The sequence below is a fragment of the Paenibacillus sp. FSL R5-0470 genome (genome assembly GCF_037975205.1).
In the GTDB taxonomy this organism is placed as follows: domain Bacteria; phylum Bacillota; class Bacilli; order Paenibacillales; family Paenibacillaceae; genus Paenibacillus_AQ.
Window position 1 is genome coordinate 6,630,172 of sequence record NZ_CP150238.1, and the last position, 13,818, is coordinate 6,643,989.

The window sequence follows — 13,818 nt, forward strand, 5'->3', positions numbered from 1 at the left end:
ATACCAATAAACTTTTAAATATCTCAGGAGGTAATTTTATTATGGCTCAACATCTACAGGATACAACTGCATTACACAACGGGGTAAACATGCCTTGGCTTGGACTTGGTGTATTTCAAGTCGAAGAAGGCTCTGAGCTGATCCAAGCGGTCAAATCTGCTATTGCACATGGCTACCGCAGCATCGATACAGCAGCGATCTATCAGAATGAGACTGGCGTAGGTCAAGCGATCAAAGAAGCTTTGCAGGACAACAACCTGTCCAGAGAAGATCTCTTCGTAACTTCAAAGGTCTGGACTGCAGATATGGGCTACGAAGAAACCATTGCCGCCTACGAAGCTAGCCTAGCTAAGCTTGGACTTGAATACCTTGATCTATATCTTATCCACTGGCCTGTAAAAGGAAAATATAAAGAGACTTGGAGAGCACTTGAAACCTTGTATAAAGAGGGACGCGTAAAAGCGATTGGGGTCAGCAATTTCCAGATCCATCATCTTGAAGATGTGATGAAGGATGCGGAAATTAAGCCGATGGTAAACCAAGTGGAGCTCCATCCTTATTTGAGTCAGCAAGCACTGCTTAGCTTCTGCCAGGAACAAGGAATTCAACTGGAGGCTTGGTCTCCATTAATGCAAGGGCAATTGTTGGATCAGCCTGTACTGAAACAAATTGCAGCTAAACACAGTAAATCCGTAGCTCAAGTGATTATCCGTTGGGACCTGCAGCGTGGAATTATTACCATTCCAAAGTCTACTAAAGAGCACCGGATCATCGAAAACGTAGATGTGTTTGATTTTCTGTTAACAGAAGAGGATATGAATCTAATCAACGCTCTGAACCAAGATCAACGGGTAGGTCCTGACCCTGATAATTTCGACTTCTAAGAGATTAACCGCTAGGTTAAGTAACAGTAAAAAAAGACCCTATCTTTCAGAAATGAAAGAGGGGTCCTTTTTGTCTTTACGCCCCTTGCACTAGCACAATAAGGATCGGCAACACAAGAAAGGAAGCAAGTGTCGTCCATAAAATACATTTGGATACCAGCTCTGGAGAGGCGTCAAATCGTTCCGCTAATACCACCGCGTTGACGGCAACTGGCATGGAGGCCAGAATCAGCAGCACAGAGAATAAAATACCATCAATATGCAGAATAGATAATCCGAGGTATGCTACTAGTGGAGCTAAGATTAATCGAATGATCATCCCTGTCCAAAAAGTAGACTGACCCTTACGTTCAGATGACATGGTTCGTACTTTGACCATCTGTGCACCCAGAATCGCCAGTACGACTGGTGAATAACCTCCGGCAACCATGGAGACCCCTGTAGCAAGCTCAGAAGGTAAATGCAGGTCAAATATTCTAAGAAAAAGTGCTAGCATAGCTGCATAGATGGCAGGGAGAGAGAACACGGACTTTACCGCATTTTTCACCGAGAACTGCGATCTAGCCGCAAAATAAACGCCCACAGTATTCACGATAATCATCTGCCCAATCACATACACAGAAGCCTTATCGAGCCCAAGCTGTCCGAAAGCCAGCAACACCAAGGGAAGTCCATAATTCACACTATTCGTAAATGTCGAGACCAGAGTCAATCCCGATACTTCAGAGGGGCCGAGCTTCAATAACTTTCCGATGATATTTGCAATCGCCCATAAAAAGCACAGATTTAGCAGCGAAAAAGCGAACGTCTTGTAAATATCATCCATAGAAATCTCGGCCGTAGCCAGTGTATTAAGAATAATAGCCGGCGTTAAAAAGTATAAATAGAGCGTCAATAACGGCTTGGTATCCAAATTCTTAAACCGTCCAAGCAGTGCACCGACGATCACCGGAATGGATAATGGCACGATGACTTGATACAACGTTGATAACACGCTCTGGATCATGAACAGTACTCCTCTGCTCTAAGTTACTCTAAACTATAAGCGCAACAGAGCAAGACGTCTAAGATATGAAATCAATATACACAATAGCCATTACCTATAATTAAAAAAGGTCTCAACCCCTATAACGGGGTTGAGACCTTTTTATCATGTGTTACATCATTTTGATTTCAAGCAATTCATATTTGATGATACCCATTGGTGCGTTTACACTAACGATATCCCCGACTTTTTTACCCAGCAATTCCTTGCCCAGCGGACTTTCATAGGAAATCTTGTTGTTTAGGACATCTGCTTCAGCAGCCCCTACAATTCTATATTCAATCTTCTCGGAGTATTCGATATCGTTCAGGGTAACGATACAACCCATACTAACCTTTGACAGATCCATCTGACTCTCATCTACGATCTTGGCTTTGGTCAGCATTTTCTCCAAAATCATAATACGAGTCTCCATGAACGATTGGTCGTCCTTGGCCGAATGGTACTCGCTATTTTCCTTCAAGTCTCCATAGCTGATCGCCAATTTGAGCCGTGCTGCCAATTCCTTGCGCCCTGGGCCCTTCAATTCCTTCAGTTCTTCCTCTAATTGAGCCAATCCTTCTTTGGTCAAGAACACTTCTTCATTAGACATGTATACAACTCCTATTTTGGATGCTTTTTAATATTTTAACCTATATTTCACATTCATGCGACAAGCATAAACGTCTTCGGCGTCCTTGTAAGGACGGTAAGCGTTTAAGCGAGAAATATAAAAATTAAAGTATAGGTGCAAAACCTATACTTTCTTATATTTAAATAAAAATCCCTGCCACAATTGAACATTGGGCAAGGATGTCAATGCTGCATCATTATTCTGGCAAATGCTCTTTACAGAAAAGGAGTAATGCTGCTTCCTCGTCCTCTTCCATATCAAAGTCAAGCAACTGACCTGTTGTTGTCTCCTGTAGATCATAACTCACGATGCTAACTTGATCTTCATCCACTTTAATAATCGCTCTAGCGGATACTCCGTTCTCTACATAGAGCTCATCATCTTCTGGAACATCCAGTTGAACCACGAATTCATACCGTTTACCGGTTAGTATACCAAAAGGATCTTTAACATTCTCCACGTTGTAGCTTGTAAATGTCAACATTGCTCAATCAACCTCTTTTCCTAATACCTGCCACGTCATTGTATCACAAAAAGCTGCATGAAGGGGTCGCCCGTCCCTCAAGCCAGAGCTTTCGACTTCTTGATCTGCTTGCTTCGCAATTGTCCGCAAGCTGCATCAATATCTACACCATGCTCCAGACGAGTGCTTACGCTGACGCCCTGCTTCTTCAAGGTATCAAAAAAGGCTCGTACGGTCTCCCGCTCGCTTCTTTGATATTGACTGTGCTCATCGACTGGATTATAAGGAATCAAGTTCACATTGACGAGCTGGCGCCGGTCGCCGATTAGCTCGGTCAGCTCAAGCGCATGCTCCTTGCCGTCATTTACATCCTTCATCAGAATGTATTCTAACGTAATTCTGCGATTTGTTTTTTCCAAATAATAATCTATGGACTCCATTAGCTTCTCAATTGGAATGGCCTTGTTAATCTTCATAATCTTCGTCCGCAGCTCATTATTAGGCGCGTGAAGCGATACTGCCAAGTTCACCTGTGTATTCGCATCGGCAAATTCTACGATTTTGTTAGCAAGCCCACTCGTCGATACAGTAATACCTCTTCCTGCGATGGCTAATCCCTTGTGGTCCTTAATAATCGATAAGAAATTGAGCAGGTTCTTAAAGTTGTCGAACGGTTCGCCAATTCCCATGACTACAACGTGACTAACCTTTTGTTCGAGGTTTGCTGCATCCAAATGCTGCTGAACCTTCATAATCTGCTCTACAATTTCACCGCTGGAAAGATCACGACTCTTCGCTAACAGTCCACTAGCGCAAAAGCTGCAGCCGACATTACATCCAACCTGAGTAGTGACACATACGGACAAACCGTATTTCTGTCTCATGAGCACCGTCTCTATCAGGTTGCCATCCTTCAAACGGAACAGGAACTTGATCGTCCCATCCGCAGACTCCTGCTTCACATGTTCTTCCAGCGTATGGATCACATAGTGCTGCTCCAATAATTCTACACAATCTTTATTTACATCGAGCATTTCTGAGAATTCTGTAATCCGCTTCCGATAAAGCCAATCCCAGACCTGCGTAGCTCGAAATTTTTTATGTCCACGTTCTAACAGCCATGCCGCCAGTTGATCAAAAGTTAATCCATAAATGGATTCCATATTCATTCGTTATCCTCTTTTCAAAACATTAAAGTTCAGTCCATCACTACTCATTGTCTCAAATTTTTTTTATTTAAACAAGGGGAGTTGTAGCGAAGCGTCGAAGTTTACACCATTAGAAGTCCGTTCTATGAAATTACATCTGAGGAGAGATCGAATCAAATGAGCTCAACCACAATAAAAATCATCGGTTTTGCCCTTCTAGCTGCCGTTCTAATCTTTGGTGGCTTTTTACTGTATATTACCATTGCCGATTATAAGCCGAAGGAGACTACTCCACTAACGGTAAACCATAATCAGGAACTAATGATGAAGCAGGGAGAACCTTTTGCAATAACAACCTTTAATATTGGCTATGCTGGGCTGGATAAGGATCAGGATTTCTTTATGGATGGCGGGACCAAATCACGTTCAAGCAGCGAGGAACAAACGAAGACAAATCTTGAGGCAATAGCCTCTCTAATGACTACTTCAGGCTCAGATTTATTTATGTTGCAGGAGGTAGATCTCGATTCTTCTCGTAGCAACCATATAGATGAGGTCTCCTTGTTATCGAATACCTTCTCTGATTACAGCAACGTATTCGCAACGAACTACAAGGTGCCTTGGGTACCGATTCCCGTTCTTGATCCGATGGGCTCAGTAAATAGCGGTTTATTAACCTTATCTAAATTCGGTAGCACAAGTAACGTTAGATATGATCTTCCGGGAAAAGAAAGCTGGCCTCGTCAACTGTTTGAACTTGACCGCGCCTTTATGGAGAGCAGATTCCCCGTCGATAACGGGAAAGAACTGATCCTGATCAACCTTCATTTATCAGCCTTTGACCAAGGGGGAACGATTCGCAAGCAGCAATTAGAATATCTTTCTACTTATATTCAGAGAGAGAATGATAAAGGCAATTACCTCATCTTAGGCGGAGACTGGAATCATTCTTTACCGGGCACAACCCCTGAGGCCTTTGAGACTACACAAGCTTGGCCAGAATGGCTGCAGCAGTTCCCTGAAGATTTCAAACCGGAGGGCTTTCAATGGGCTGTCGATGCTAAAGTGCCGTCCGTCCGGACACTTGATGTAGCTTATTCAGAAGGTGTAAATTTCCGGGCTGTAATTGATGGCTTCCTAGTTTCACCGAATATCACAATAAGTGGCGTACAGGGCCATGACCTATCTTTTGAACACAGCGATCATAACCCTGTAACAGCTACTCTTATTCTAAGATAAGACCCAATCATGGACCATTGATGTTATTTAAAAATGACGAATTTCATGTTTTTCCCTTTTAGATACTGAATGATGGCAGGCAATGCCTCTACGGTAATTTTCTTTTCGTGAAAAAGATATACAGCACCGGACGGATCAGTATGATGAACAAATTGAATGACGTCTTCTGAGGTCTTGCGTCTCCAATCCTCGGAATCACGATTCCATAACAATACTTTCATCTGCTGTTCTGTCACTTTGGCTGCTAACTTATCATTAATCGCACCATATGGCGGCCGAAAAACAGTAATCGGCGATTGAATGATTTGCTCCAATGCCCGGTTAGCCTTCGCCAAATTATTTTGATTCTCGTTAGCCCCATTGTCGGTCATCTTGCTATGATCCCACGAATGACTTCCGATCGACATCTGATGTTCATTCGCATACTTAACCGCTTCCACATTATGAGCGACCTTATTCCCAACAAATAAAAAGGTGGCTGCCACCTCATGTTCTACTAGAATATCTACGATTTCTTTCGTATACTTCGACGGACCATCATCAAATGACAAGGCCACGTAACCCTTCGGCAGGCTATAGGTGTATTTATTCCCGGTTAATTTAATCTCCTCATACCGCTGTGTTTGTTCTTGAGGAGGCTCTGTAGGTTCTGGTGTAGGTTTAGAAGGTTCTGGCGTAGGCTCAGACTCCTCTTGCTGGCTAGGGCTCGCTTCTATCTTACCAATAGGAGGAATGAATGGTAGAGAGACTATTTTCTCGATCCCCTCAGCGCTGGCGCCTAGTGAGGGACCTTCCAATCCTTCTGCACGGTCCATATCTTGACCACCCATTCGAAGAGACAACAATATAACGACTAAACAAGCGAACATGATACTCTGCAGTCTAAGTCTTCCAACCCGTTTTTTGCTCTTCTTTCTTAGCCTGCGTGCTGGAGGTATAGAGGGTGGCGTAGTTTCAACAGTAATCTCTTCCTGTACATGGGGATCGTTCACTTGCTTTAATTGAAGAAGCTGAGACACATAATATTCAGAGCAGGCAAAATACATGGTTTCGCTGAAGGTTTGGTTCATAATAATCAGTGTGCTGTAATAACTGTTGCGAAATGGATCCCACTTCGGATACAATGACAATCTCATTCTTTCCCCGAAAAAGGGAGCCAGCGCGTTTAGTTGTTCATATGTAAATTCGTCTATGTTTAGCATGCGTCTGGCATACCCAATATCACGGGTTAAACCTACTTCAATCTGGTAACCGGCCTGTTCATGCTCAAGCGACAGCAACTCAATCATTAGAACAGTGCTCGGTTCATTCATTGCCATGAATCTTATGTATCTCCGTTTTCGTCATTTCGTCCCGCCAGTGTGCTTCCATTCCCAAAAGGAACGGTCATACGATTGGTAAAATCGCTGATCATACCGGAGAGATATGCTTTTTCTTGGCGGATCGTATCGTATTTCTGTCTTAAATGCGCGTTCTCAGTTTCAATCCGTCCAAGCTTCTCTTCCAGATCATTCATCTTCTTGAGCTTCTCTGCATGAGCTTCGTTATGCTTTTGGATCAGATTTACATACTTTTGATGCTCCAGATCAATCGTACTCTTTAATTCTTCAATCTCTGCAGTGAGGGTAGTCTGAAGCTCCCGATAATCTTCCAGCACTTGATCGACTTTCAGATTCTTCTCAATCAATTTATGCTCAAGCTCTCGAACGTTCTTCTCTCTTTCCTCAATCACTTTATTGAGATTCTTCATGTCCCGGTTCAAACGTTCAACATGGCTGCTGGAATGAGTCAACCGATCCTGAAGTTCATTAATATTCGTCTCAGCATGCTGTCTGGCCTGAATGATCTGCTCCACGGAGAAGATCAAATCGAGTGATTTTTTATCAAGCGGCGCTTTCCCTGTAGTAACCACTCCTGCTAAAGTCTCGCCAGCAATCTGTTCCTCTACTTCCTCGCCCTGCTCTTCTGATAATTGCACCTTTTGAACCATACCCGGTTTGGACTGCTTATCCACTGAATCTTTCTTTTTAAAAAAGGGAGAAATCATTGATCTTATCACCTCAATTATAAAAAAATGTCAAAAAATGTCGAGTGCCCACGAGTCTATTATAGTTTACTTGTCTTGTCTGTAAGTGAGCCTTTATATCTAACTTTTTGAATTGGATCAAAAGACCTAAATTCTTGCCAATAACAAGAAAAAAGCACCCTTGCGGGTGCTCTGGTTTTAATTAAATTTATCGGGGAATTGTTTAACAATACCTTCGGTTAGTATATCTCCAAACATAATCATATGCTCAAGCCCTTTATCGAAAGCGACGATCTCGGCATCCCAATCCTTTTTAGCTCTAGCTGTCACATCATCCGTTATTAGCTCCAAATGTTCATGAAGCATCTCCTTCAATTGTTCATACGAATATTTGGGATTCTGTGCGCTAAGGAACTTAGCAATGTCGTCAGCGTTGTCATACCACTCTTTATTGTATTTTTCCAAATCCGACTGATTACCTGCTAGTGCAGCAGCAACTACCTTTCCGGCAATAAGGATATGCTCCCGCAATAATTGAGCTAGCTTATCACCTACTGCCTCACCGTAATACGGCTTATAAACATTCCCTATCTCCTGCTGATTCTGTAGCAACCTTGCCAGTACCTTCTCTTTGTCCTCGGAATTCGCAAAGGCGCTAACTATGTAGTTTTTCGTCCATATCACATGGTCGCTCCATAGTTTCCTAAGATTATCCTTAAGCTCTATTACAGAGGGCGTAAAGCATTGCTTGTGTGAACTCTTTTTCTCTTTGGCTGCAGCATCGGCAGTTACAGGCATTACACTAACAACAAGGAACATACACACAAAAACTAACTTCGCAATCAAAAACTTAGGCTTCAATATGACCTATCTCCTTTTAAGCATCTATTAACAATCTTGTATAGTGTGTACCGATACTCTTATTTCATTCCTATCTTCTTGTACATAAAAAAAAGCACCGTCATTAGACGGCGCCTCTTCCTTAAACTTATCTGAACATCACTTTATCTACATTGTATTTAGACTTCAACTCATTAATGATATACGTTTCGTAGATCTCTCTATGAACGGGGCTCTCGATTAAACTTACATCAATTCTGGTGACCTCGTCCCGATGCAGCTTAATATCAGATACGGTGTCTTCGAAATGTTTTTTGATTCTAGGTCTTAGCTTTCTCGCTTTACCTACAAACAACAACTCATCTTGGTCATTGTAGAACATAAAGATACCGCCGTAATCTCTTGGAATTAGGTGGAAATCAGTGAATCCGTAGATATTGCTTAGCTGCGGGTTGATTTGTTTAGTAATACTAACATCCACATTGGGCATAGTTATGTTGATCATTTTAGCTCACGTCCTCTTTCTATATAGGAGTAAATAGTATCATAAGTTAGCCTTTTATTCTATCTTTCACAATGAGCCTGGCTCTTTATTCTGCCTTGGACTGACGACTCATTAGAACTTGAACAGTCTCTGTTATCCCTTGCTCAAAAGGAGTAGCGGGAATTGGACCCACAACACGCTCGTATTTACCACCGCTTAGGACCACAGGCTCTTTGGTTAAATACAGCATCTCAACAATCTCTTTCATGACTGGAACGAATATACCGAGCAGCGATAGTCCAGTCTTTCCTAATGAGATAACAGGCTTTTTGGAGCCGCTTGCTGCTTGCGCTATTCTAACGATATCTCGTCCTGAGATTGTGCCTGCCCCGGGAATGTTCCAATTCTGACCATAAGCTTCATCTCTACTAGCGAGCTCAATAATCATGATAGCAGCATCCGGCAAATACACATACTCACGGGCAACGGTCATATTTCCGATGAACACTGCAGGTTTACCTGCAGCGATGGACTCCAGAGTCGATCCTAAATAGGAAGCCTCATTGGCAGTAGGTCCATAATAATCCGGTAAACGGACAATGAGCCGCTGTGCTTTACTCCAACGCTGGCTAAAAAACATTTGTTCAAACTCAAGTTTCACTTTACCTTTTTTTGTATGCGGATTCTTCGGATATTCCTCGTTGATCGGCTTGTCATTCTGTCTTCTTCCATAAGGATAAATGCCATCCACTGCGACAACCTTTATCCCCAGCTTATTAGCCGCCTCCATGACCGCCTCTCCCATAGGTAACAGTCGTGTGCTCATTTCATTATACGGAACAGATGCACTATGAAAAATAACATCCACATCCTGTGCAGCTGATAATACGTCCTTCGCATTAAATACGTCCCCTGCTATTAGCTTAAGAGCGGCGGGATTACCCAGCTTCGTTGCAAGCTTCTCCAACTTTGGAATCGATCGCCCAAAGGCCACCGTTTCTATCCCTCTCTTTAATAATTCAGCGATAATTACCGTCCCTGTTCCCCCGGTTGCACCAAGCACAAGCGCTTTTGTTAACATAAATGATCCCTCCTATTATTGTTATTGATTAATCACTAACTAACGATCATAAATCTAAGAGCCTGAGCTCTTAGATGTTAGAATGAATTTCATCTCTACTACTCTTTCCGGTGTTTCGGCTTCAACTCTGGCATTCCAAGAGCCATAGAAATATTACAGAGCATACCATTGGCCATAAAGGTACTTACCTCTACTTCAGGCTGCTCGATCCCAGCGGCGACAAACTTCTCGTGCACAAGGTTGGTGATCTCAAGCATTCCTTTTTGCATCGTTTCACGGATGACTTCATCGCGAATCCCTAACCCCTGAACTTGCAAAATAATCTCATTCGGATGTGTCTCCATCAACAACTCGTATACTTTAATGCTTTCCTTTAACACTTGATCTGCTGTGGCCTCTACTCCTTGAAACGAACGAATAATCCGTTCAAAAGCCCGCTCTAAGGAAGCAACAAACAATTCTTCTTTATTCTTGAACACCTTAAACACATAGGGCTGAGAAATACCTACCTTTTCCGCAACCTGTGCTGTCGTAGCTCGGTAGTAGCCATTCTCGGCGAATACAACAACCGCTGCCTCCAAGATTTGTTCTCGGCGGTTTACGGAAACCGATTCATCCGCTTTCTTGCGACCGGAACTAGATTCTGTTGTCATCATAATCTCCTTACGCAACCTAATCCATTAGGTTATTGATCAATCACTTTCTTGATTAGAGTATATGCTCATCTCCTAAATAATGCAACTTAAAATCAACTATAATTTTTAACAACTTTCATCCGTACAGAAAATACAGTAAAAGTTATTTCCCTATTTCCACTGGAAATATTACTAAAAAATATGACGTTATTCAGAACCTTCTCGCCAAAGGGTTGTGATTTTCCTCATGAGGGTATTATAAATATTAAGGTAGTGTAGAGTTGTGTTAACTTCATGAAAAGAGCAATTAGCTTCTAGGAGGATTTGATTCATGTCAGCAACAAACAGGCAAAAAATTGTAGATAGTGTCCCGCAAACCGGATTTTTCGGACATCCTAAGGGACTATTCACACTCTTCTTTACTGAATTTTGGGAACGTTTTTCCTATTATGGCATGAGAGCGATCCTTGTTTACTACATGTATTATGAAGTAAGCAAAGGCGGGCTCGGATTTCCAGAGGATATGGCCCTTTCGATTATGTCTATCTATGGATCACTCGTATATATGTCTGGAATTATAGGTGGATGGCTTGCGGATCGGATTTTCGGGACTTCGAAGGCTGTCTTTTACGGCGGCGTTCTAATTATGTTTGGGCATATTTTACTGGCGATACCGGGAAATGCCACGCTATTCTTTTCTTCGATGATTATGATCGTGCTTGGAACCGGACTTCTTAAGCCCAATGTATCAAGTATTGTAGGCGAAATCTACAGCGAACAAGATAACCGCCGCGACGCTGCTTTCAGCATTTTTTATATGGGTATTAATCTCGGCGGATTCATCTCTCCACTGATTGTAGGCGCTGTAGGTATGAATAATTTCCATCTCGGTTTCTCGATTGCCGCGGTGGGCATGTTTATTGGATTAGTTGTTTACGTAGTGACTCGCACCAAAAATCTAGGTCTGGCAGGTACGATTGTACGCAACCCGATTCCAGCCGAACAAAAGAAAAAATTATTTACTTGGATTGGCATTGGACTAGTTGTGCTTGCTGTATTAGTTACGGTCGGCATTCTTACTGGAGTACTCACCTTTGAGACATTCATTAAAATCGTAGGGGTGTTAGGGCTACTTATTCCTACAATGTACTTCATTGTGATGTACCGCAGTCCCAAAACAACAGCTGTAGAGCGATCACGGATTCTCGCGTACATCCCTTTATTTATTGCTTCGATTATGTTCTGGGCGATTCAGGAACAAACTTCAACAGTTCTAGCAAGCTTTGCTGATAAGCGTACCCAGTTGGACTTTGCAGGCATACACATTTCTCCAGCTTGGTTCCAATCGCTTAACCCGCTATTTATTATCGCCCTTGCACCTGCATTTGCATGGCTTTGGTTAAAGCTCGGTAACCGCCAACCAACGATTCCACAAAAGTTCTCACTTGGTTTATTGTTTGCCGGTCTGTCCTTCCTAGTGATTCTGGTACCGGCTTACTTCGGTGGAGCCAATTCACTGGTGAATCCATTATGGCTGGTTCTCAGCTACTTTATCGTCGTCATTGGGGAACTATGCTTGTCGCCTGTTGGCTTATCAGCAACAACCAAACTGGCACCAGCTGCCTTTACCGCTCAGATGATGAGTATGTGGTTCTTGTCCAATGCTGCTGCACAAGCTATTAATGCTCAAATTGTGAAATTCTATACCCCGGATACCGAAATGCTGTACTTCGGAGTCATAGGCGGAGTCGCCATTGTGCTCGCGTTAATTCTCTTCCTGTTCTCTTCTAAGATTCAAAATTTTATGAAGGGTATACGATAAATATATAAGGCTGCCGGGATATTCCCGGCAACCTTTTTTTGAATCAATATTCTAAGCTAAGTCTACACCAGAAACATAGCAACAATCGTTGTAACTATCAGCCCAATCAGCACCGGTTTCACATTGCGTCTAGCGAGCTCAAATGGACTTACGCCGCAGATAGCGGCGGCTGGAATCAATGCCCATGGGATTAGCGTCCCCCCGCCAACCCAAATGGCAGATACCTGACCGAGTGCAGTTAAAGTAGCTGCGTCGGAATGTGTGGCAACAGCGAACAATTTTCCGATGGACCCCGCAAGTGAGATTCCCGAGAACCCTGAACCATCAAGGCCCGTAATGGCCCCTGTTATGGTAGCGGTCACAGCACCTACAGCACCATTAAGAGGTACATTATGCGCCAGAGCAACCCCTAGATCATTAACAATTCCCTGAGAAGCAGCAGGTAAGACTTTGCCAAACAAGTCAGCAAAGGCCGAATCTCCCAAATAGAAGAATGCCGCAATTGGAATCACTGGACCAAATACTTTAAAGCCAAATGTGAGTCCATCAATTAGATATGAGGTGACTTGCTCCAGTCCCTTATTACGATGTGCGAGCAATGTTACTACAACCAAGATAAATACAGCAGTCCCGCCAACTAAGGCCGTTGCGTCTCCACCCTGTAAATCCAGCAGAAACATACCTGCTACATCAGCTAGAAACAGGAGTGGGATAACGATCGCCAGCCATTTCTTCAGTGTGGGAGGAATCACCGCTTGACCCTCGACCGCGTCACTGTCTGCAGCTAGCGCATTCGCGGCATTTTTCCCGGAAATAAGTCCGTCTCGCCAAGTACCATTCTTCTGATCTCGTCGCATCATCCAATAAGCTGTTACCGTAGTGACTACACCCATCACTATAACAAGCGGAATGCTCGCTTCCATGACACTGCTTACCGGAAGTCCTGCCGCATCTGCCGTCAATTTAGGTGCACCTTGAATAATATAATCACTCGACAGCGCAATCCCATGACCGAATAGATTCATCGCAATCGCTGCTCCAAGTGCAGGCAATCCTACGCGAATAGCAACGGGCAGCAGCACAACCCCTATCAGGGCCACTGCTGGCGAAGGCCAGAAGAACCATGATGTCACCATCATAATCAAGCCAATGCCCCAAAATGCCATAAACGGCGTACGTAAAAAACGGGTAAGCGGGGCAACCATCGTCTCGTTTATTCCGGTACGTGTTAATACTCTGCTCATGGCTACAATGATCGAAATAATCATAATCGTACCCATTAGCTCCTTAGTTGCATATACAAAAGAGTTGAATACGCCTGTGACAGAACCACTAACCGTTTCTGTCGCGAGCCAGCCTAATACAAAGATGCCTGCAATACAGATCATCGTTGTATCCCGCCGCTTAATCAAAAGTGCCATAATGAACACGATGAATGCCAAATATACATAATGGAGCGCTGTTAATTGGATGCCCATCTCTGAACCACACCCTTCTCCTGCTTACAAGTGCTATATGTTATGCAGGGGTGTAGGCTA

14 protein-coding genes are annotated in these 13,818 nt (G+C 43.2%); 3 read left to right on the plus strand and 11 right to left on the minus strand.

The genetic code is table 11. The features are described 5' to 3' along the window. Window positions 1–41: 41 nt before the first annotated feature. A complete protein-coding gene (locus MKY99_RS29390) occupies window positions 42–884 on the plus strand; it encodes an aldo/keto reductase (RefSeq protein WP_339267818.1) in 843 nt (280 codons plus the stop codon). Between the two features lie 76 nt (window positions 885–960). Here MKY99_RS29390 and MKY99_RS29395 read toward each other — a convergent pair whose 3' ends face one another. From MKY99_RS29395 to rlmN, 4 genes are all read right to left on the minus strand, one after another. Beyond that, the gene (locus MKY99_RS29395) at window positions 961–1,890 is read right to left on the minus strand and encodes an AEC family transporter (RefSeq protein WP_339267820.1); all 930 of its coding nucleotides are present in this window, start codon (window positions 1,888–1,890) and stop codon (window positions 961–963) included. Between the two features lie 151 nt (window positions 1,891–2,041). After that, a complete protein-coding gene (gene greA / locus MKY99_RS29400) occupies window positions 2,042–2,521 on the minus strand; it encodes a transcription elongation factor GreA (RefSeq protein ID WP_042131553.1) in 480 nt (159 codons plus the stop codon). A 217-nt stretch (window positions 2,522–2,738) separates the two neighbouring features. Continuing rightward, window positions 2,739–3,026, minus strand: coding sequence for a DUF6509 family protein (locus MKY99_RS29405; protein WP_042192802.1), 288 nt, complete (start codon window positions 3,024–3,026; stop codon window positions 2,739–2,741). A gap of 77 nt (window positions 3,027–3,103) precedes the next feature. Continuing rightward, window positions 3,104–4,174 (minus strand): 23S rRNA (adenine(2503)-C(2))-methyltransferase RlmN, encoded by a 1,071-nt coding sequence (gene rlmN, locus MKY99_RS29410; protein ID WP_339267823.1) that lies wholly within the window; start codon window positions 4,172–4,174, stop codon window positions 3,104–3,106. 156 nt (window positions 4,175–4,330) lie between these two features. Between rlmN and MKY99_RS29415 the strand changes: the two genes are divergently transcribed. Next, the gene (locus MKY99_RS29415; RefSeq protein WP_339267825.1) at window positions 4,331–5,392 is read left to right on the plus strand and encodes an endonuclease/exonuclease/phosphatase family protein; all 1,062 of its coding nucleotides are present in this window, start codon (window positions 4,331–4,333) and stop codon (window positions 5,390–5,392) included. Between the two features lie 23 nt (window positions 5,393–5,415). Here the strand turns inward: MKY99_RS29415 and MKY99_RS29420 are convergent, their stop codons facing one another. From MKY99_RS29420 to MKY99_RS29445, 6 genes are all read right to left on the minus strand, one after another. After that, on the minus strand, window positions 5,416–6,711 hold the full coding sequence (locus MKY99_RS29420; protein ID WP_339267828.1) for a polysaccharide deacetylase family protein: 1,296 nt from the start codon (window positions 6,709–6,711) through the stop codon (window positions 5,416–5,418). Between the two features lie 5 nt (window positions 6,712–6,716). Beyond that, entirely contained in the window at window positions 6,717–7,439 is a 723-nt protein-coding gene (locus tag MKY99_RS29425; protein ID WP_042192810.1) for a hypothetical protein, read from the minus strand. Between the two features lie 177 nt (window positions 7,440–7,616). After that, window positions 7,617–8,279, minus strand: coding sequence for a glycosyltransferase (locus MKY99_RS29430; RefSeq protein ID WP_339267830.1), 663 nt, complete (start codon window positions 8,277–8,279; stop codon window positions 7,617–7,619). A gap of 127 nt (window positions 8,280–8,406) precedes the next feature. After that, the gene (locus tag MKY99_RS29435; protein ID WP_042192814.1) at window positions 8,407–8,763 is read right to left on the minus strand and encodes a nucleotide excision repair endonuclease; all 357 of its coding nucleotides are present in this window, start codon (window positions 8,761–8,763) and stop codon (window positions 8,407–8,409) included. Window positions 8,764–8,848: 85 nt separating this feature from the next. Next, on the minus strand, window positions 8,849–9,823 hold the full coding sequence (locus MKY99_RS29440; protein ID WP_339267832.1) for an NAD-dependent epimerase/dehydratase family protein: 975 nt from the start codon (window positions 9,821–9,823) through the stop codon (window positions 8,849–8,851). Window positions 9,824–9,921: 98 nt separating this feature from the next. After that, on the minus strand, window positions 9,922–10,479 hold the full coding sequence (locus tag MKY99_RS29445; protein ID WP_339267834.1) for a TetR/AcrR family transcriptional regulator: 558 nt from the start codon (window positions 10,477–10,479) through the stop codon (window positions 9,922–9,924). Window positions 10,480–10,789: 310 nt separating this feature from the next. Between MKY99_RS29445 and MKY99_RS29450 the strand changes: the two genes are divergently transcribed. Continuing rightward, window positions 10,790–12,280: a peptide MFS transporter gene (locus MKY99_RS29450; RefSeq protein ID WP_339267836.1), complete on the plus strand. Its 1,491-nt coding sequence runs from the start codon at window positions 10,790–10,792 to the stop codon at window positions 12,278–12,280. A 62-nt stretch (window positions 12,281–12,342) separates the two neighbouring features. Here the strand turns inward: MKY99_RS29450 and MKY99_RS29455 are convergent, their stop codons facing one another. Next, window positions 12,343–13,758 carry a hypothetical protein gene (locus MKY99_RS29455; RefSeq protein ID WP_339267838.1) on the minus strand — a complete coding sequence of 472 codons (1,416 nt, stop codon included), beginning with the start codon at window positions 13,756–13,758 and terminating at the stop codon, window positions 12,343–12,345. Window positions 13,759–13,818: the final 60 nt, after the last annotated feature.

Bases quoted from the DNA above. Each gene is read 5' to 3' on its own strand.
- MKY99_RS29390 (WP_339267818.1), top strand. From the start codon at position 42: ATGGCTCAACATCTACAGGATACAACTGCATTACACAACGGGGTAAAC.
- MKY99_RS29395 (WP_339267820.1), bottom strand. From the start codon at position 1,890: ATGATCCAGAGCGTGTTATCAACGTTGTATCAAGTCATCGTGCCATTA.
- greA (WP_042131553.1), bottom strand. From the start codon at position 2,521: ATGTCTAATGAAGAAGTGTTCTTGACCAAAGAAGGATTGGCTCAATTA.
- MKY99_RS29405 (WP_042192802.1), bottom strand. From the start codon at position 3,026: ATGTTGACATTTACAAGCTACAACGTGGAGAATGTTAAAGATCCTTTT.
- rlmN (WP_339267823.1), bottom strand. From the start codon at position 4,174: ATGAATATGGAATCCATTTATGGATTAACTTTTGATCAACTGGCGGCA.
- MKY99_RS29415 (WP_339267825.1), top strand. From the start codon at position 4,331: ATGAGCTCAACCACAATAAAAATCATCGGTTTTGCCCTTCTAGCTGCC.
- MKY99_RS29420 (WP_339267828.1), bottom strand. From the start codon at position 6,711: ATGGCAATGAATGAACCGAGCACTGTTCTAATGATTGAGTTGCTGTCG.
- MKY99_RS29425 (WP_042192810.1), bottom strand. From the start codon at position 7,439: ATGATTTCTCCCTTTTTTAAAAAGAAAGATTCAGTGGATAAGCAGTCC.
- MKY99_RS29435 (WP_042192814.1), bottom strand. From the start codon at position 8,763: ATGATCAACATAACTATGCCCAATGTGGATGTTAGTATTACTAAACAA.
- MKY99_RS29440 (WP_339267832.1), bottom strand. From the start codon at position 9,823: ATGTTAACAAAAGCGCTTGTGCTTGGTGCAACCGGGGGAACAGGGACG.
- MKY99_RS29445 (WP_339267834.1), bottom strand. From the start codon at position 10,479: ATGATGACAACAGAATCTAGTTCCGGTCGCAAGAAAGCGGATGAATCG.
- MKY99_RS29450 (WP_339267836.1), top strand. From the start codon at position 10,790: ATGTCAGCAACAAACAGGCAAAAAATTGTAGATAGTGTCCCGCAAACC.
- MKY99_RS29455 (WP_339267838.1), bottom strand. From the start codon at position 13,758: ATGGGCATCCAATTAACAGCGCTCCATTATGTATATTTGGCATTCATC.